The sequence below is a fragment of the Isoptericola sp. F-RaC21 genome (assembly GCF_038593535.1).
Taxonomy (GTDB): domain Bacteria; phylum Actinomycetota; class Actinomycetes; order Actinomycetales; family Cellulomonadaceae; genus Isoptericola.
Window position 1 is genome coordinate 246,856 of the sequence record NZ_JBCFYX010000002.1, and the last position, 16,990, is coordinate 263,845.

Here is a 16,990-nt window from a genome sequence, read left to right on the forward strand (position 1 = left end):
CCGGCACGCTACGCCGCAGCCGCCCGGGGCGCGTCCGACCACGGTGCCGCCCGGGATGGTCCTGGGGGACCATGCCTCGGGACCATGGCTTGGGGACCGTCCCCCGGGGGCCGTGCTGTCGGCGCCCGGCGCTACCGTCGTCGCGTGGTCACCGACCCCGGCACCCGCTCGCCCGTGCGGCTGACGCGAGACCAGGCCCGCCGCATCGCGGTGCGGGCCCAGCTGCTCGACGCCCGACGCCCGGACGACCTGGTCGCCGCGATCGAGCACCTCATGGTGCTGCCGGTGGACCCGACCGCCGCCGTGGCGCCCGCAGTCGACCTGGTCCCGTGGTCGAGGCTCGGCCGTGCGACGTGGCCCGGGGCGGTCGAGGACGCCCTCGCCGACCGGATGCTCTTCCGCCTGGGCGGCACCGTCCGCTCGACGGCCGACCTGCCGCTGTACCTCGAGCAGATGCGCCGGTGGCCGTTCGGGGACTGGCGCGCGAGCTGGTTCCACGACAACGCGCCGTTCCTCGACGACGTCCTGCGCCTGCTCGGGGCCGAGGGGCCGCTCGCCGCCCGCGACGTCCCGGACACCAGCGTGCGCCCGTGGCGCTCCACCGGCTGGACCGGGCACCGCAACGTCACGCAGATGCTGGAGTTCGCGAGCCTGCACGGCGACGTCGCGGTCTCGGGGCGGCGGGGGCGCGACCGGCTGTGGGACCTGGCCGAGCGGGTGTACCCGGACGTCGACCCGCTGCCGCGCGCGGAGGCGGAGCGTGAGCGGGTCGCGCGGCGGGTGCGGGCCCGTGGGATCACCCAGGCGCGCCTGCCCGGCCTGCCGGGGGACGAGGACTACGTGGACCTGGCGGGCACCCCCGCCACGGTGGAGGGCACGGAGCGCCCGTGGCTCGTCGACCCGGAGGCGCTGGAGGCCGTGGACGAGCCGTTCCAGGGCCGCACGGCGGTGCTCTCGCCGTTCGACGCCCTCGTGCACGACCGCGCCCGGCTCCTGGAGATCTTCGACTTCGACTACGTGCTCGAGATGTACAAGCCGCGCGCGCAGCGCCGCTGGGGGTACTTCGCCCTGCCGGTGCTGCACGGGGACCGGTTCGTCGGCAAGGTCGACGCCACCGCCGACCGGAGGGCGGGCGTGCTCCGGGTGGACGCGATCCACGAGGACCTGCCGTTCGACCCCGACGTGTCGCGGGCCGTGCGCGGCGAGCTCGAGGACCTCGCCCGGTGGCTCGGGCTCGACGACGTCACGCTCTGACCGGTCGCGCCGCCGGGCGCGCCGATGAGAGACCTCTCATCGGCGTCTCACCCCGGCCACGCCCGCCGCCGGTCGGATGGCGTCGTGCCTCCCGTGCCCTCGACCCCCACACGACCCACGAGCACCCCGGGTCCCGCCGCGACCGTGCCCGCCGACCACCGCGCCTGGCTCGACCTGCTCACCGGCGACGTCGCGGGCGACCTGCTGGGCGCGGCGCTCGCGGCCGACGGCGCCGCGGCGGAGTCCTGGTCCGTGCGGCAGGTGCACGCCCGGCCGGGCGCCGAGGTGACGGTGGCGTACGACGTCGTCGCCCGCCGTGAGGCCGGCGGTCGCACGGTCCGCGCGTCCGAGCACCTGTTCGCGACCAGCGCGAGCGCGTCGGCCTTCCGCCGCGCCCGGGGCGACGGCGGTCGCGGGGCCGGGGACCGCGGCGGCGCGCCCGACGCCGGGCCCGGCCCCGGGGTCGTGCGGCTCGACGACGGCGAGCGCACGGTGCACGTGTGGCGCCACCCGCACGACCCGGCCCTGCCCGGGCTCGCGGCGGGCAGCACGCCGGACCGGGTGGCCGAGCTGCTGCGCGCGGCGGGCGTCGACGCCCCGCTGCTGTCCCTGGAGACCGTCACCTACCGCCCGCTGCGGCGCGCGGTGCTGCGGGCGCGCACCGCCCAGGGCGCCGCCTACGTCAAGGTGGTGCGGCCGGCCCGTGTGGCGGACCTCGTGCGGCGGCACGCGCTCTTCGCCGCGCACCCCGGCGCGGTCGGGGCGCCCCGGGTGCGGTCGTGGTCCGCCGACGGCGTCGTCCTGCTCGACGAGGTGCCGGGCGAGCCCGTCGCCGCGCTCGTGGCGCGCACCCCCGCCGCCGACCAGCCCGCCTGCGTCGACCCGGCGGAGCTGCTGCGGGTCGCGACGACGTTGCCGCGCGCGGGCCTCGCCCTGCCACGGCGACCGCCGTGGGCCGACCGGCTGGGGCACTACCTCGGCGCGCTCGCGACCGTGCACGGCGTCGGCGCCGACCGGCTCGCCCGGCTGCGGAGCGCGATCGACGCCGCGGTCGCGGTCGGCGACCGGGGGCCGCTCGTCGTGACGCACGGCGACCTGCACGCCGCGAACCTCCTGCTGGAGCCGTCGACCGCGGGGCGGGCCCTGCACGTGGGCGCCGTGCTCGACGTCGACACCCTCGGCCCCGGCCACCTCGTGGACGACCTGGCGTGCGCCGTCGCGCACCTGGCGGTGCTGCCCGCGCTCGACCCGGCCGCGTACGCGGGGGTGGGCGGGCTGGTGGAGCGGTGGCTCGGCGTCTTCGGCCGCGCGGTGGAGCCCGCCCTCCTGCGCGCCCGGGCCGCGGCCGTCGTCGTCTCCCTCGCCGCGGGCGCCGAGGACGCCGCGGCGGTCGAGGCGTTCCTCGGAGTCGCCGAGCGCCTCGCCGTGGAGGCCGCCGCAGTCTGAGAACCCTCTCATCCGCGCCTCCCGGGCCTCTCACGGTGGCCCTCGAGGCTGGGGACCAGTCGGCGGGAGAGGCCCGCCGGGACCACGGACGAAGGAGCAGCACGATGAAGGCACGCAGCGCATGGATCGTCACCGGCGCGCTGGGCGCGGTCGGCCTGGGCGCCGGCGTCGCCGCGGCCCAGGGCACGTTCGACCGCACGCCGTCGGACGCCGTCGTCGCGGGCGCCGTCCAGGTGGGCGACGCCGGGGCGCCGGCGGCCGCCGCGGACTCGGCGTCGGCCGCGAGCCCGTCGCCCGCGGCGACGGCGAACGGCACGTCCATCACCACCGTGACCGCGGGCTCCGTCGCCACGCCGACGACGGCTCCCACTACGAGGACCGCGAACACCGCGCCGTCCGCCCAGACGGCCCAGACAGCGGCGAGCCCGGCGACGGCGGCCTCCGCGGTCAGCCCGGTGACCCCGCAGTCCGCGCAGACCGCCCCGACGGCACCGTCCGCGGACTGACCCGCGCCCGCACGAACCACCGCCGGCCGCCCCACGACGGGGCGGCCGGCGGCGGTGTCACGCCAGGCGGTACCCCATGCCCCGCACGGTGACGAACCGCTCGGCGCCGAGCTTGTTGCGCAGGTAGCGCACGTACACGTCCACCACGTTGGAGCCCGGGTCGAAGTCGTACCCCCACACCCGCGAGAGGAGCTGCTCGCGGCTGAGCACCTGCCCGGCGTTGCGCAGGAACGCCTCGGCGAGCGCGAACTCCCGTGCCGACAGGTCCACCTCGACGCTGGCGGCGGTGGCCCGGCGGGTGCGCAGGTCGAGGCTCAGGTCGCCGTGGGTGAGCACCGTGACCTCGCCCGCGGGCTCGGCCCGCAGGCGCAGCCGGATGCGCGCCAGCAGCTCCTCGAAGCGGAACGGCTTGGGCATGTAGTCGTCGGCGCCGCCCTCGAGCCCGGCCACCGTGTCCGCGACGGACGTGCGGGCGGTGAGGATGACGACCGGCAGCGTCACCTTCGCCTCGCGCAGCCGGCGCAGCACGGTGAAGCCGTCCTGGTCGGGCAGCCCGAGGTCGAGCACCATCAGGTCGAAGTCCCCCGACGACGCGAGGTCGAACGCCTCGCGCGCGGTCCCGACGGTCGTGCTCGCGTAGCCGGAGGCGCGCAGCCCCTTGGCGATGAACGAGGCGATGCGGGTCTCGTCCTCGGCGACCAGGATCTGGCTCACGGGGTGGTCCCTCCTCGGGGCGTCGGCGTCGGCGTCGGTGACATCGGTGACATCGGTGGCTCGGGGTCGGGCACGGGCAGCACGGGCACGACGACGGCGAACGTGGACCCGCGGCCGGGGGCGGACTCGACGGTGACCTCGCCGCCGTGGCCCTCCGCGATGGCGGCGACGATGGCGAGCCCCAGCCCGGAGCCGTCGCGGCGCCGGCCGTCGTGCTCGCCGCGCGCGAAGCGGTCGAAGATGCGCCCCAGGTCGTCCGGCGCGATGCCGACGCCCTCGTCGCGCACCCACAGCCGCACCCGCGCCCCGTCCGGCGTCGTGCGCGACCCGATCGCGACCACGCTGCCGGGCTCGGAGAACTTCACGGCGTTGGCGGCGAGCTGCAGCCACGCCTGGGTGAGGCGCTGCCCGTCCGCCATGGTGCGGGCGTCGGTGCGGGAGTCGACCAGCCAGGTGCGGTCGCCCAGCGTGCGGGCCTTGTCGAGCACGTCGTCCGTGAGCCGGCCCAGCTCCACGGGGGCAGGACGCACGAAGTCGGGCTGCCCGACGGTCGCGAGGGTCACCAGGTCGTCGACGAGGCGGTGCATCCGGTCGAGCTCGTCCAGCGCGAGGTCCCGCGTCTCGGCCGCGTCGGCCGGGTCGGTGGTGTCCATGAGCTCGAGGTGGCCGCGCACGATCGTCAGCGGGGTGCGCAGCTCGTGCCCGACGTCGTCGAGCAGCCGGCGCTGGGACTCGAACGAGCCCTCGAGCCGGTCGAGCATCCCGTTGAACGCGCGGGTGAGGTGGGTGAGGTCGTCGTTGCCGGACTCCGGGATCCGGGCGGACAGGTCCGACTCGCCGATCTGCTGCGCGGTGCGCGCGAGCATCCGGATCGGCCGCAGGAGCCGCCCGGCGAGCAGCCACCCCACGACGCCCGTCACGACCAGCGCGGCGAGCGCCACGAGCAGGTACCCGCGGAACACGGCCTGCGTCTCGGCGTGCTCGGCGTCCCGGTCGTAGGCGAGGACGAGCGCGGCGGGGTCGCCCGACGCGGTGACCGGGGCGACGGGCGCGACGAGCACCCGGTAATCGGCCCTCGACGTGCCGATCGTGCGCAGCACGGCCCGCTCCGAGGTGAGCAGGGGCGTGACCGCCGCGACGAGCTCGGGGTCGTCCTGCAGGTGCACCTCCACGGCCTGCTGGGACACGAGCGGCCGCTTGCCGGTGCGCAGGCCGAGGACGCCCTCGTGCCGGGCAGGCACGTCGAGCTGGATCGCGGCGATCACCACTTCCTCCGCCGTGGCGAACGGCTGCCCGGTCACCGGGTCGACGCCGGACGCGCCCAGCGTCTGCAGCTCCTGCGCGCTCTCGGTGAGGTCGGCGTCGATGCGGTCGTCCACGTGGTCGTACGTGAGGAGGTACGCGGTGGCCCCGGCCAGCGCGAGCGCGAGGGCGGTGAGGGCGAGGAGGACGGCGAGGATGCGCGTGCGGACGGTCGGCCCGCCGTGGGGCCGCGGGGCTCGCGCCATCAGTCGTCCTTGTCGGTGTCGGGGCCGTCGTCGTCCGGGCCGTCGTCATCGTCGGGCCCGTCGTCATCGTCATCGTCGTCGTCCGTCGGCGGGACGGGCGCGACGCCGCCGTCGTCGTCGGTCCGCGTGGGCGTGGGCGAGGGGCTCCCGGACGGCGACGGTGTCGGCTCCCCGGACGGGTCGGGCGGCGGCGACGCGGGCCCGGGCGTGGGGGAGACCACCACCACGCCGCCCACGTCCCGGTCCTCCGGCTCGGCGGACAGGGCGGAGGCCAGCACGCCGGCGATCACGGCGACCAGCGCGATCCCGAGCACCCAGGGGACCGCGACGCGCCACCGACGTCCCGACCGTTCAGCCGACCCTTGAGCCATGCCCGGATCATCCCGCGGGCGGATGAGACGCAGATGAGAACGCGTCGGCTCCCGCCCCCACCTCCGGCGCCGAGTCGGGCGCGGCCAGCCAGTCGTCGACGTCGGCGAGCAGCCGGCGCGTCGTCGCGTCCGAGGCCCGGCTCGCCCGGATCGACGACCGTGCCAGGTCCGCCAGCTCGGCGTCCGTGAAGCCGTGCACCTCGCGGGCGGCGACGTACTGGTCGAGCAGGCGGGAGGAGAACAGCAGCGGGTCGTCCGCGCCGAGCGCGACGCGGGCGCCCGCCTCGACCAGCGGCCGCAGCGGCACCCGCGACGTGTCCGCGTACACGCCGAGGCCGACGTTGGAGGCCGGGCAGACCTCGAGGGCCACCCCGCGCTCCACCAGCTCGGCCAGCAGCGCCGGGTCCTCGCCGGCCCGCACGCCGTGGCCCAGCCGGTCGGGGTGCAGGGCGTCGACGACGTCGCGCACGTGCGCCGGGCCCAGGAGCTCGCCGCCGTGCGGCACCGACGCCAGCCCGGCGCGGCGCGCGATGCGGAACGCGGCGGCGAACTCGGCGGTGTCCCCGCGCCGCTCGTCGTTGCTCAGCCCGAAGCCCACCACCTCGCCCGGGCCCTCGCCCGCGTACCGGGCCGCGAGGCGCGCGAGCGTGCGGGCGTCGAGCGGGTGCCGCATGCGCGACGCGGCGACGACCACCGCCACCTCGACGTCGTGCGCGGCGCTCGCGGCCCGCGCGGCGTCCAGCACGATCTCCACCGCCGGCGTGATGCCGCCGACGAACGGCGCGTACGACGTGGGGTCCACCTGGATCTCGAGCCGCCGCGACCCCTCGGCGGCGTCGTCCGCCGCCGCCTCGTCGACCAGGCGGCGCATGTCCGCCTCCGACCGCACGCAGGCGCGGGCCGCGTCGTACAGGCGCTGGAAGCGGAACCAGCCGCGCTCGTCGGCCGGCACCCGCAGCGGGTCGCCGTCGGTCAGCGCCCCGGGCAACCGCACCCCGTGCTCGGCCGCCAGGTCGCGCAGGGTGGGCACCCGCATCGAGCCCGTGAAGTGCAGGTGCAGGTGAGCCTTGGGGAGCTTCGCCAGATCGCGCACGGCGCCAGTCTGCCTCGAACCGGTCGGGCCCGTCGCCGCCGGGCGGGTCAGGGCAGCCAGCCACGCTCGCGGGCGACCGTCACGGCGGCCGTGCGGTCGTCCACGCCCAGCTTGGCGAACGCCCGCAGCAGGTGCGTCTTCACGGTGGCCTCCGCGATGTACAGCTCCCGCCCGACGGCGGCGTTCGACAGGCCCTGCGCGACCAGGGCCAGCACCTCGGCCTCCCGTGCGGTCGGCCGCTCGGCCGCGGTCCGCACGCTGGTCACGAGCCGCGTCGCGACGCCCGGCGCCAGCACCGTCTCGCCGCGGGCGGCGGCGCGCACGCCGGCCACGAGGTCGTCGCGCGGCGTGTCCTTGAGCAGGTAGCCCGTGGCGCCCGCCTCGACGGCGCGCAGGATGTCGGCGTCCGTGTCGTAGGTCGTGAGCACCACGACGTGCGGGCCGCGACGCGTCGCGCCGCCCCGGGCCGCCGCGACGATCCGCGCCGTGGCGCCCACCCCGTCCAGGCGCGGCATCCGCAGGTCCATCAGCACGACGTCGGGCGCCAGCTCGCCGGCGAGCGCCACCGCCGTCTCGCCGTCCGGGGCCTCGCCCACGACCTCGACGTCGGGCTCGCCGTCCAGCATCCCGATGATCCCGGAGCGCACCACCGGGTGGTCGTCCGCGACCAGCACGCGCACCGTCGGCCCTCGCCCTGCCGTGGCACCGGTCATGCCGCACCGCCGGACGTCGGCACGTGCACCTCGACGCGCGTCCCGCCGTGCTCGCCGGGCGCGACGGCGAGCGTGCCGCCCACCGCCGACACGCGCTCGCGCATCCCCGCCAGCCCCAGCCCGTCGGCGTGCCCGGGCGGCAGGCCGCGCCCGTCGTCGACCACCTCGAGCCGGACGTCGGCGTCCGCCCCGGCGCTCCCGCGTGCCAGGCGGATCGTCACCGACCCCGCCCCCGCGTGTCGCCGCACGTTGGCCAGCGCCTCCTGCGCCGCGCGCAGCAGCACGACGTCGGCGGCCGCGTGCCCGGTGGCGCCGTCGACCGACGGGTCGCTCGCGCCGGCCACGTCGAGCACCACGGGCGTGCCCGTCTCGGCCGTGAACCGCTCGGACAGCCGGCGCAGCGCCTCGGCGAGCGTCGAGCCCTGCAGGGGCACGGGGGCGAAGGCGGCCACGAGCGCGCGGGCCTCCGCGAGGTTGTCGCGCGCCGTCTGCTCCACGACCACGAGCCGCTCGCGGGCGCGGTCCCGCTCTCCCCGGTCGAGGGCCGCCGTCGCCGCCTGGGCCTGCGTCACGACGCTGGTGAAGCCCTGCGCCAGCGTGTCGTGGATCTCGCGCGCGATGCGCTCGCGCTCCGCGGTGACCCCGGCGGCGTGGTGCGACTCGGCGAGCTCGGCCTGCGCCTGGCGCAGGTCGTGGAGCAGCCGGGCGCGCTCCTCGGACTGGCGCATCGTCGTCGCCACCCAGAGCCCGAGCATGATCGCGAACGCCAGCGCGATCGCCATCTGCGGCGCCGCCTCCAGCAGGGTGGGCACGTCGAAGCCCTCCTGGAACGCGATCCCCACCGACGTGGCCGCCGCCAGCACGACCGAGGCGACCACCGCGCGCCGCTCCGGCTCGAGCAGCATCCACAGCTGCGTGAACGCGCCGAACAGCAGCAGCGTGGCGATGCCGTCCTGCGCCACCGTGACCGACGTCCCGGCGACGAGGACCACGACGTACGCCGTCGCCAGCCGCTGGTCGCGCGACCGCGCCGCCCGCGCGCCCCAGGCGGCGTACGCCGCGAGGATCGCCGCCATCGCCGCGTACGCGACCCACAGCGACCCGCCGCGCAGGCCGGCCAGCGGGAGCGCGGCGGCCGTGAGCAGGACGATCGCGACGAACGTGCGGTCCCACCAGACCACCTGGCGCTCCCAGGCGGTGTCGTCCAGGTCCGCGGCCTCGTACGGGTCGCGGCCCTCAGCCGTCGTCACGGCGCCGCCACCGGAAGGTGCGCACCCCGACGACCAGCCCCACGATCAGCCATGCGACCAGTACAGCAGCGGTCGCGGGGTGCTGCCAGGACCCGCTCGTCTCCAGCGCCGCCATGTCCTCGGGCAGGAAGACGGACCGCATGCCCTGCGCGATCCACTTGAGGGGGAACACCGACGCCAGGGTCTGCATCCACCCGGGCAGGGCGAAGAACGCGAAGAACACGCCCGAGATGAACTGCAGCACCAGCACGACCGGGGTCACGACGGCGCTCGCGGACCGGCCCGAGCGCGGCAGCGACGAGAACCCGACGCCGCAGATCGTGCCGGTGGCCGAGCCGAGCACGAACACCCACGCGAACGTGGCCCAGCGTCCCGGGTCGGTGGGCAGCGGGACGTCGAACGCGAGCGCCGCGACGGCCAGCAGCAGCGCCGTCTGCGCCACCGAGGTGGCGAGCGTCAGCAGCACCTTGCCGCCCACGTACGCCGCCGCGGGCAGTGGCGTGGCGCGCAGGCGGCGCAGGGTCCCGTCGTCGCGCTCCATCGCGATGGACACGGCCAGCGACTGGAAGCTGGTGAGCACGATGCCGGTCGCGACCATGCCGGGCAGGAAGTACTGCGCGAAGCCGATCTGAGCGACGTCGGTGCCCTGGTCCTCGGCGCCGAACACGCTGGAGAAGATCGCGAGCATGACGATCGGGTAGGCGAAGACGAAGATCACCGCGTCGCGCTCGCGCCAGAACTGGCGGAGCTCGAGGCCCGCGCGCACGAGCGCGAGCGGGGCGAGGCCGGGCAGCCGTCCCCGGCCGGTCGTCGCCGCCGTCGCGGTGGTCGAGCCCGTCGCGACCCGGTCCGTGGTGCTCATCGGTCGTCCTCCGTCGTCAGCAGCCCCAGGTACACGTCCTCGAGGCTGGGTCGGGTGATGCACAGGTCGGCGACCTCGCCGTCGGCGCCGGCGACGCTCGCCATGAGGTGCGCGGCGAGCGCCGTCGGGGCGTCCGTGCGCTCCGCGTGCCGGACGCCGTCGGCGGTCCAGGTCACCAGGGGCGTGCGTGCGTCGGGGCCCCCGAGCGTCTCGGGCGTGCCCTCGGCGACGACGCGGCCGTCGCGGACGACGGCGACGCGGTCGGCCAGGTGCGCGGCCTCGGCGAGGTCGTGCGTGGTGAGCAGGATGGTCGTGCCGGCGTCCCGCAGGCGCAGGACGAGGTCCCAGAACGTGCGCCGGGCCTGCGGGTCGAAGCCGGTCGTCGGCTCGTCGAGGAAGAGCAGCTCGGGGTGGCCGACGACGCCCAGGGCGACGTCGAGCCGCCGCCGCTGGCCGCCCGACAGGGAGCGCACCCGCGCGCCCGCCTTGGCGGTGAGCCCGACGGCGTCGACGACCTCGTCGGGGTCGCGGGGCGCGGGGTAGTAGCGCGCCGTCGAGCGCACGGACTCGGCGACGGACAGCTCCGCCTGGTCGTGGGCGTCCTGCGCGACGACGCCGAGCCGGGCCCGCCAGGCCCGCCCGCCGCGGGCGGGGTCCTCGCCGAGCACGCGCACCTCGCCGGCGTCGCGGTCGCGGAAGCCCTCGAGGATCTCGATCGTCGTGGTCTTGCCGGCGCCGTTGGGGCCGAGGACGGCGACGATCTCGCCGGTCGCGAGGTCGAGGTCGAGCCCGTCGACGGCCTGCTTGGCGCCGTAGCGCTTCCGCAGCCCGCGGACGCGGACGGCGGCACCGGGCGAGCCGGCGGCGGACGGGGGACGGCCGGCGTGCCCGCGCGGGGCCGGCGGCGGGGGAGCCGGGGAGGGGGTCGTGGTCGAGGTCATGCATCGAGCCTCGCGACCCGGGCGGGGCCCGCGGGAGCCTCGGACGACGGGACCGCAGGTCCACCGATCGGTGGACGGCGGGGCGCGCGAGGAAGCGTTCCGGCGGTGGTTCGACCCACGCCCCCGCGTCGCGTACAGTTGTCCCTCGGTGGTTGATGCCCGCCATGATCGAACGCGCCCTTCCGGGGCGTCTCGAGCGTGGCGCCACGGGCGTCGAGCACGAAGGGTAGTGGCGCAATTGGTAGCGCAGCGGTCTCCAAAACCGCAGGTTGCAGGTTCGAGTCCTGTCTACCCTGCCAGCGTGATCCCCCGCGGGGCCGCGCGCAGCGGGGCCATCCGCATGACCCCGGAACGCCAGGAGTCAGTGCCGTGGGTGCGTCGCCGGCAGGTGGCGCGGCCGCGGTGGGAACGCGAAACGGGGTAGAGCGAGTGAGCGAGTCACCGGCTGAGGCCGTGGGGACGCCCGGCGGGGGCAGGTCGGCCACCGGCAAGCGCCCGAACCTGTTCGCGCGCATCGCGCTCTTCGTGCGCCAGGTCGTGGCGGAGCTCCGCAAGGTCGTGACCCCGACCCGCTCGGAGCTGGTCAACTACACGATCGTCGTCCTGGTGTTCGTCGTCGTGGTCATGCTGTTCGTGACGGCGCTCGACTACGTCATCGGACTGGGCGTCCTCGCCCTCTTCGGCGACTGACCTCGGCAGGCCGCCGGACGTCCGCCCCCTGAAGCAAGCAGATTCCAGAAAGCAGGTTCGTTCGTGTCCCAGGATCCGCTGGACCAGACGGAGAACGTCGACCCCACCCAGCCCGACGCCGACGGCGCCGCGGCGGACCTCGACGTGCCCACGGACACCTCCACCGACGCCGAGCCGGAGGCCGCCGTCGAGGACGCTGCTGAGGAGACCGGGGCCGAGGCCGTCGCGGCGGACGCCGACGAGGCCGTCGCGGAGGACACCGACGAGGAGCGCCCGGCGGACGCCGACGGCGACGTCGTCGAGGACCCGGCCGAGGAGTTCCGCCGCACCCTGCGCTCGCAGCTCGGCGACTGGTACGTCATCCACTCGTACGCCGGGTACGAGAACCGTGTGAAGGCCAACCTGGAGAACCGCATCCAGAGCCTGAACATGGAGGACTACATCTTCCAGATCGAGGTCCCCATGGAGGAGGTGACCGAGATCAAGAACGCGCAGAAGAAGACCGTCCGCCGCGTCCGCATCCCCGGTTACGTCCTCGTGCGCATGGACCTCACGGACGAGTCGTGGGGCGCCGTGCGCCACACGCCGGGCGTCACCGGCTTCGTCGGCCACACGCACCAGCCCGTGCCGCTGACGCTCGACGAGGTCTACTCGATGCTGGCGCCGGTGTTCGTCGAGGCCGCCCCCGAGGCCGGCAAGGCCGCCGCGGCGTCGTCCGGCGCGACGGCGAAGGCCCCGGTCGAGGTCGACTTCGAGGTCGGCGAGTCGGTCACCGTCACCGACGGGCCGTTCGACACGCTGCCCGCCACGATCTCCGAGATCAACGCCGAGGCCCAGAAGCTCCAGGTCCTCGTCTCCATCTTCGGCCGGGAGACCCCGGTCGAGCTGTCGTTCAACCAGGTCGCCAAGATCTGACGGACGCAGTCCTGCAACCGGGTCATCGCCCACGGCGTCGGCCCACAACTCAGAAAGTCAGGGAAGAGTCATGCCTCCCAAGAAGAAGGTCTCCGGCCTCATCAAGCTCCAGATCAACGCCGGTGCGGCCACGCCCGCCCCGCCGATCGGCCCCGCGCTCGGTCAGCACGGCGTGAACATCATGGAGTTCTGCAAGGCCTACAACGCGGCCACGGAGTCGCAGCGCGGCAACGTCGTCCCCGTCGAGATCACCGTGTACGAGGACCGCTCGTTCACGTTCATCACGAAGACGCCGCCGGCCGCCGAGCTCATCAAGAAGGCCGCCGGCGTGGCCAAGGGCTCCGCGACCCCGCACACCGTCAAGGTCGCGCAGCTCACCCAGGACCAGGTCCGCGAGATCGCGCAGACGAAGCTCCAGGACCTCAACGCGAACGACATCGACGCCGCGATGAAGATCGTCGCCGGCACCGCTCGTTCGATGGGCATCACCGTCGCGGAGTGATCCGCGGCCGAGCCGCCCGGGCCTGACCTGATCACGGTCCGGGCGGCTCGCACCAAGCCCCGGCGATCGACGCCGGGCACGTGGCAGGGTCCGCGCGGACCCGCTCACCACGACTGCAGAAGGAGAAGCAGATGGCAACGCGCAGCAAGGCGTACCGCGCCGCGGCGGAGAAGATCGACCGCGAGAACCTGTACGCCCCCCTCGAGGCGGTCCGCCTCGCCAAGGAGACCGCGACGGTCAAGTACGACGCGACCGTCGAGGTCGTGTTCCGCCTGGGCGTCGACCCCCGCAAGGCCGACCAGATGGTCCGCGGCACGGTCAACCTGCCCCACGGCACCGGCAAGACGGCCCGCGTGATCGTCTTCGCGAACGCGGCCAAGGCCGAGGAGGCCGTGGCGGCCGGCGCCGACGAGGTCGGCGGCGACGACCTGATCGCCAAGGTCGCGGCCGGGTACACCGACTTCGACGCCGCCGTGGCGACGCCGGACCTCATGGGCAAGGTCGGTCGTCTGGGCAAGGTGCTGGGCCCCCGTGGTCTCATGCCGAACCCGAAGACCGGCACCGTGACGATGGACGTGACCAAGGCCGTGTCCGACATCAAGGGCGGCAAGATCGAGTTCCGTGTCGACAAGCACGCGAACCTGCACTTCATCATCGGCAAGGCGTCCTTCGACGAGAAGGCGCTGGTGGAGAACTACGCCGCCGCGCTCGACGAGGTCCTGCGTCTCAAGCCGACGTCGTCCAAGGGCCGGTACATCACCAAGGCCACGATGACGACGACGATGGGCCCGGGCATCCCGCTCGACCAGTCGCGCACCTCGAAGCTGCTCGACGAGGCGTGACCCTGGCGTGATCCCGGAAGGGACCCGCTGAACCACGACGACGGCCCGGCACCCGCGAGGGTGCCGGGCCGTCGTCGTACCGCGAAGTCGACCCGTGCCGCGTGTATCACGCGGCACGTGTCGCCCTCTTTCCGTGCGATGACGAGTACGTCGCACCGCACGCGCGTGGCGGGAGGAGGACCCTGCATGTCCAGGCAACCTCATCCTGCCGCGTCGTCGGCGCGCGCCGTAGGCTCGGAGGTTCCGGGGCGCGGCCCCGACTTCTCGACGAGCCCTCCCGAGGTGCGAACTGCCATGACACGAGCCGCTGAGGAACCACTCGGTGGGACGCCCGACGCCGACGAGAGCCTGGGCGACCGGGCCGCGCGGGCGGTCCTGGAGTTCCGGGAGGGCCGCACCGACGCCCTGACGGACCTGGTCCGGGAGGCGACGCCGCTGCTGTGGCACACGGTGCGGGCCCAGGGCGTCGACCGGGACGTGGCCGACGACGTGGTGCAGTCCACGTGGGCGGCGCTCGTGCGGCACGCGGACACGATCGCCGAGCCGAAGGCCGTGCTGAAGTGGCTCCTGGTGACGGCCCGCCGGGCCGCCTGGGAGACGGTGCGCAAGGGTCGTGCGGACCTGCGCCGGCGCACCGAGCTACCGGACGACGTGACGGAGGGGGCCGCGGCCCTGCCGGACGCCGGCCCGGGCCCGGAGGCCGAGGTGCTGACCGACGAGCGCGACCGGATCCTCTGGTCGTCGCTGCGCCGGCTCCCGGCACGCTGCCAGGAGCTGCTGCGACTCGTCTCGCTCGCCGACCGCCCGGACTACAAGGCGATCTCGGCGTCGATCGGCATGCCGGTGGGAAGCATCGGTGCCACACGGGGACGGTGCCTGGCCAAGCTGCGCGCCGTCCTCACCGAACAGGGGGAGGCCTCGTGGACATGAGCCCGAAGCACGAGAACGCGTGGGGTGCGCCCGCGCCCGGCGAGGACGAGCCCCTGGACGCGCACGACGTCGCCGTCCTGGGCCGGGTAGGCCGCGCCGTCGAGGCGGTCGACCCCGTGCCCGAGGGACTCGTCGAGCGCTCGCTCTTCGCGATGACGCTCGCGCGCCTCGAGGCCGAGGTGATGGAGCTGCAGCAGATCGAGGCCCCCGCCGGGTCCGTGCGCGGCGACGCCCCGCCGCTCGAGGCGCGCACCATCACGTTCACGCACGAGCGCCTTACGGTGATGATCGCGCTGTCCACCGACGACGACGGCACGCACGTGCGCCTCGACGGCTGGGTCGCCCCCGCCGCCACGCTCACCGTGGAGCTGCGCCAGCCCGGCGGCGAGCGCACCACCACCGCCGACGACGACGGCCGCTTCGCCTTCACCGCCGTCGACCGTGGCCCCACCAGCCTGCTCGTGCACCTGCCCGACGGCGGCGACGTCACCGTCGCCACGCCGGTCATCGAGCTCTGAAGCGCCGGGCGCGACCCGCGCCCACCCTGATCGTGCGCCGATCCGGCGCGCCCGTGACGAGGAGGACACGTGACCGAGAGCCCCGTAGGACCGACGCCGAGCCCGGGCCTTCCGGCGGTTCGGTATCTGGACCCGTCGACTGCTCGGCGTCGGCCCGACCAGCGTGGCGTCCGGCCGACCTGGTACGTCGCCGATCGTGTCCTGGCGCACGGCGAGCTTCCGGCCGCGGTCCGGGCGCGACTGCGTGCGCCGGAAGGCGCGGTGAGCAGGCCGAGCATGCTCACCGTCGGGATGCCGGACGACGAGTCAGAGGCGACGCAGGTCGAGGTGGAGGCTCGGCGTCAAGGGTGCCGCCTGGGCGTCGAAGTTCGGTATCGGGATGAGAACGGCACTGCCGAGCAGACGCTTGGGGAGAGCATCGACGACAGCGCAGGGTTCGTCCTGCGCCTGATGGCCGAACGCGCCGACATCTATCCCGACGCCTGGGAAGTCCTGGAGGCGGATTCGCGCGACGAGTCGACGACCTGGCGGCTCAGCCTCGACCACGTCATGACGACCGTGCCGTTTACGTCGCAGCCGTTTACGTCGCAGCCGTTTACGTCGCAGCCGTTTACGTCGCAGCCGTTTACGTCGCAGCCGTTTACGTCGCAGCCGTTTACGTCGCAGCCGTTTACGTCGCAGCCGTTCACCTCGCAGCCGTTCACCTCGCAGCCGTTCACCTCGCAGCTCGCGCTCTCCGAGTACGCAGTGCCCGGCAGAGGTGGACGGGCACCTGTGCAATGGCTGGCGTCGAGGCCGCATCGCGAGTCGTCGGACGGTGGACCGACGCTGCCGGGCGGCGTGGCCCGGCCTGTCGTTGCGATCGTCGATTCCGGCATCGGCTCGCACGAGTGGTTCGGCACCTACGCGCTGGATCCGGCCGAGACCGATGGCGCGGGAGTGGTGCTCCGGGACGCCTCGCTGCCTGACGGGCCGATCGGGACGTTCCCGGTTCCGGAGTTTCCCGAGGAGGACGCCGAGATCGGCGGCATCAGCACCTCCCGGCTGACCGGGCCGCTCGACCCGATCGCAGGACATGGCACATTCATCGCCGGCGTCGTGCACCAGAAATGCCCTGACGCGCTCCTTCTGCCCGTGCGAGTCGTCGGCGGACCCGGCGTTGCGATCGAGTCGGAGGTGATCGAGTCGCTCCGTCGTCTGTACCGGTATCACCAGCTCGGGCTGGCCGGCGAGGAGGGCTTCCACCCCGTCGACGTCGTCGTCCTCTCGATGGGGTATTACCACGAGGACCCCGATGACCTGCAGTGGGACCACCCGTTGTCAGCGGTGCTCGCGCAGCTGCGTGAGGCCGGAGTCGCCGTGGTGGCAGCCGCCGGCAACGACGGCGAGACCCGCCCGATGTATCCGGCCGCGTTCGCACCCGAGGTCGATCGTCGAGGCGCAGTGCCCCGCATCGTCTGCCGCCACGACGTCTCGTCCGAGCGGCCGCCGATCCTCACGGTCGGTGCGCTCAACCCTGACGGGACGACGGCACTGTTCAGCAATGACGGCCCGTGGGTCACGTGCCTCCGGCCTGGCGCAGCTCTGGTCAGCTCGATCCCGACGACCCTCGACGGTCCGATCACCCCGTCCGTGCGCCTCAAGGAGAAGCACACCGACGGGTACCGCACGACGGTCGACCCCGAGGGTTTCCAAGGTGGCTATGCCACGTGGAGCGGGACGTCGTTCGCGGCACCGGTCCTGGCAGGGGAGATTGCTTCGGCCCTCATCGACGTGCGCCGTGCGCGTGCCGCACAGGAACCGGCTAGCCTCGGCGACAAGCGGCGAGACGATGCCGCCGCACACGTCTCCGAGCGGGTGAGGGACGTGTGGCGTGCCATCACGTCGGCGACGAACGGGCTGACGTTGGAGGAGTCCGATCACCCGAGCTGACAT

At 74.7% G+C, this 16,990-nt stretch carries 18 protein-coding genes and 1 tRNA gene; 11 read left to right on the plus strand and 8 right to left on the minus strand.

The genetic code is table 11. The features are described from left to right. The first annotated feature begins 144 nt into the window (after positions 1-144). The 3 genes from AAG589_RS06450 (at position 145) to AAG589_RS06460 (ending at position 3,206) form a co-directional block, all read left to right on the plus strand. The gene (locus AAG589_RS06450; protein ID WP_430566446.1) at positions 145-1,254 is read left to right on the plus strand and encodes a DNA glycosylase AlkZ-like family protein; all 1,110 of its coding nucleotides are present in this window, start codon (positions 145-147) and stop codon (positions 1,252-1,254) included. Positions 1,255-1,338: 84 nt separating this feature from the next. Continuing rightward, positions 1,339-2,700 (plus strand): hypothetical protein, encoded by a 1,362-nt coding sequence (locus AAG589_RS06455; RefSeq protein WP_430566447.1) that lies wholly within the window; start codon positions 1,339-1,341, stop codon positions 2,698-2,700. Positions 2,701-2,804: 104 nt separating this feature from the next. Continuing rightward, entirely contained in the window at positions 2,805-3,206 is a 402-nt protein-coding gene (locus AAG589_RS06460) for a hypothetical protein (RefSeq protein WP_430566448.1), read from the plus strand. A gap of 57 nt (positions 3,207-3,263) precedes the next feature. Here the strand turns inward: AAG589_RS06460 and AAG589_RS06465 are convergent, their stop codons facing one another. Genes AAG589_RS06465 through AAG589_RS06500 form a run of 8 tightly spaced genes read right to left on the minus strand, consistent with a single transcriptional unit; the run spans position 3,264 to position 10,658 of the window. Beyond that, a complete protein-coding gene (locus AAG589_RS06465; protein ID WP_430566449.1) occupies positions 3,264-3,920 on the minus strand; it encodes a response regulator transcription factor in 657 nt (218 codons plus the stop codon). After that, complete coding sequence (locus AAG589_RS06470) at positions 3,917-5,428, minus strand: sensor histidine kinase (protein ID WP_430566450.1); 1,512 nt, start codon at positions 5,426-5,428, stop codon at positions 3,917-3,919. Before AAG589_RS06470 ends, AAG589_RS06465 begins: the two co-directional genes overlap by 4 nt. Beyond that, complete coding sequence (locus AAG589_RS06475) at positions 5,428-5,799, minus strand: hypothetical protein (RefSeq protein ID WP_430566451.1); 372 nt, start codon at positions 5,797-5,799, stop codon at positions 5,428-5,430. The genes AAG589_RS06470 and AAG589_RS06475 overlap by 1 nt, the downstream gene beginning before the upstream one ends. A gap of 7 nt (positions 5,800-5,806) precedes the next feature. Further along, entirely contained in the window at positions 5,807-6,892 is a 1,086-nt protein-coding gene (locus tag AAG589_RS06480; RefSeq protein ID WP_430566452.1) for an adenosine deaminase, read from the minus strand. A gap of 47 nt (positions 6,893-6,939) precedes the next feature. Beyond that, positions 6,940-7,605, minus strand: a complete 666-nt coding sequence (locus AAG589_RS06485) for a response regulator transcription factor (protein WP_430566453.1) — start codon at positions 7,603-7,605, stop codon at positions 6,940-6,942. Next, positions 7,602-8,855, minus strand: a complete 1,254-nt coding sequence (locus AAG589_RS06490; protein WP_430566454.1) for a sensor histidine kinase — start codon at positions 8,853-8,855, stop codon at positions 7,602-7,604. Before AAG589_RS06490 ends, AAG589_RS06485 begins: the two co-directional genes overlap by 4 nt. Beyond that, positions 8,842-9,717, minus strand: coding sequence for an ABC transporter permease (locus AAG589_RS06495; protein ID WP_430566455.1), 876 nt, complete (start codon positions 9,715-9,717; stop codon positions 8,842-8,844). The genes AAG589_RS06490 and AAG589_RS06495 overlap by 14 nt, the downstream gene beginning before the upstream one ends. Continuing rightward, complete coding sequence (locus AAG589_RS06500) at positions 9,714-10,658, minus strand: ABC transporter ATP-binding protein (RefSeq protein ID WP_430566456.1); 945 nt, start codon at positions 10,656-10,658, stop codon at positions 9,714-9,716. The genes AAG589_RS06495 and AAG589_RS06500 overlap by 4 nt, the downstream gene beginning before the upstream one ends. Before the next feature lie 223 nt (positions 10,659-10,881). On the opposite strand from AAG589_RS06500, the gene AAG589_RS06505 reads away from it, so the two are divergent. From AAG589_RS06505 to AAG589_RS06540, 8 genes are all read left to right on the plus strand, one after another. Then, a tRNA-Trp gene (locus AAG589_RS06505) sits at positions 10,882-10,957 on the plus strand. Between the two features lie 130 nt (positions 10,958-11,087). Further along, positions 11,088-11,348 (plus strand): preprotein translocase subunit SecE, encoded by a 261-nt coding sequence (gene secE / locus AAG589_RS06510; protein WP_446719684.1) that lies wholly within the window; start codon positions 11,088-11,090, stop codon positions 11,346-11,348. 63 nt (positions 11,349-11,411) lie between these two features. After that, positions 11,412-12,263 carry a transcription termination/antitermination protein NusG gene (gene nusG / locus AAG589_RS06515; protein ID WP_430566457.1) on the plus strand — a complete coding sequence of 284 codons (852 nt, stop codon included), beginning with the start codon at positions 11,412-11,414 and terminating at the stop codon, positions 12,261-12,263. A 70-nt stretch (positions 12,264-12,333) separates the two neighbouring features. Further along, complete coding sequence (gene rplK, locus AAG589_RS06520) at positions 12,334-12,765, plus strand: 50S ribosomal protein L11 (RefSeq protein ID WP_380323551.1); 432 nt, start codon at positions 12,334-12,336, stop codon at positions 12,763-12,765. Between the two features lie 131 nt (positions 12,766-12,896). Then, complete coding sequence (rplA, locus tag AAG589_RS06525; RefSeq protein ID WP_430566458.1) at positions 12,897-13,607, plus strand: 50S ribosomal protein L1; 711 nt, start codon at positions 12,897-12,899, stop codon at positions 13,605-13,607. A 294-nt stretch (positions 13,608-13,901) separates the two neighbouring features. Then, a complete protein-coding gene (locus AAG589_RS06530) occupies positions 13,902-14,537 on the plus strand; it encodes an RNA polymerase sigma factor (RefSeq protein WP_430566459.1) in 636 nt (211 codons plus the stop codon). Beyond that, entirely contained in the window at positions 14,534-15,055 is a 522-nt protein-coding gene (locus AAG589_RS06535) for a carboxypeptidase-like regulatory domain-containing protein (protein ID WP_430566460.1), read from the plus strand. The genes AAG589_RS06530 and AAG589_RS06535 overlap by 4 nt, the downstream gene beginning before the upstream one ends. Before the next feature lie 840 nt (positions 15,056-15,895). After that, on the plus strand, positions 15,896-16,987 hold the full coding sequence (locus tag AAG589_RS06540; RefSeq protein WP_446719712.1) for a S8 family serine peptidase: 1,092 nt from the start codon (positions 15,896-15,898) through the stop codon (positions 16,985-16,987). The last annotated feature ends 3 nt before the right edge of the window (positions 16,988-16,990 follow it).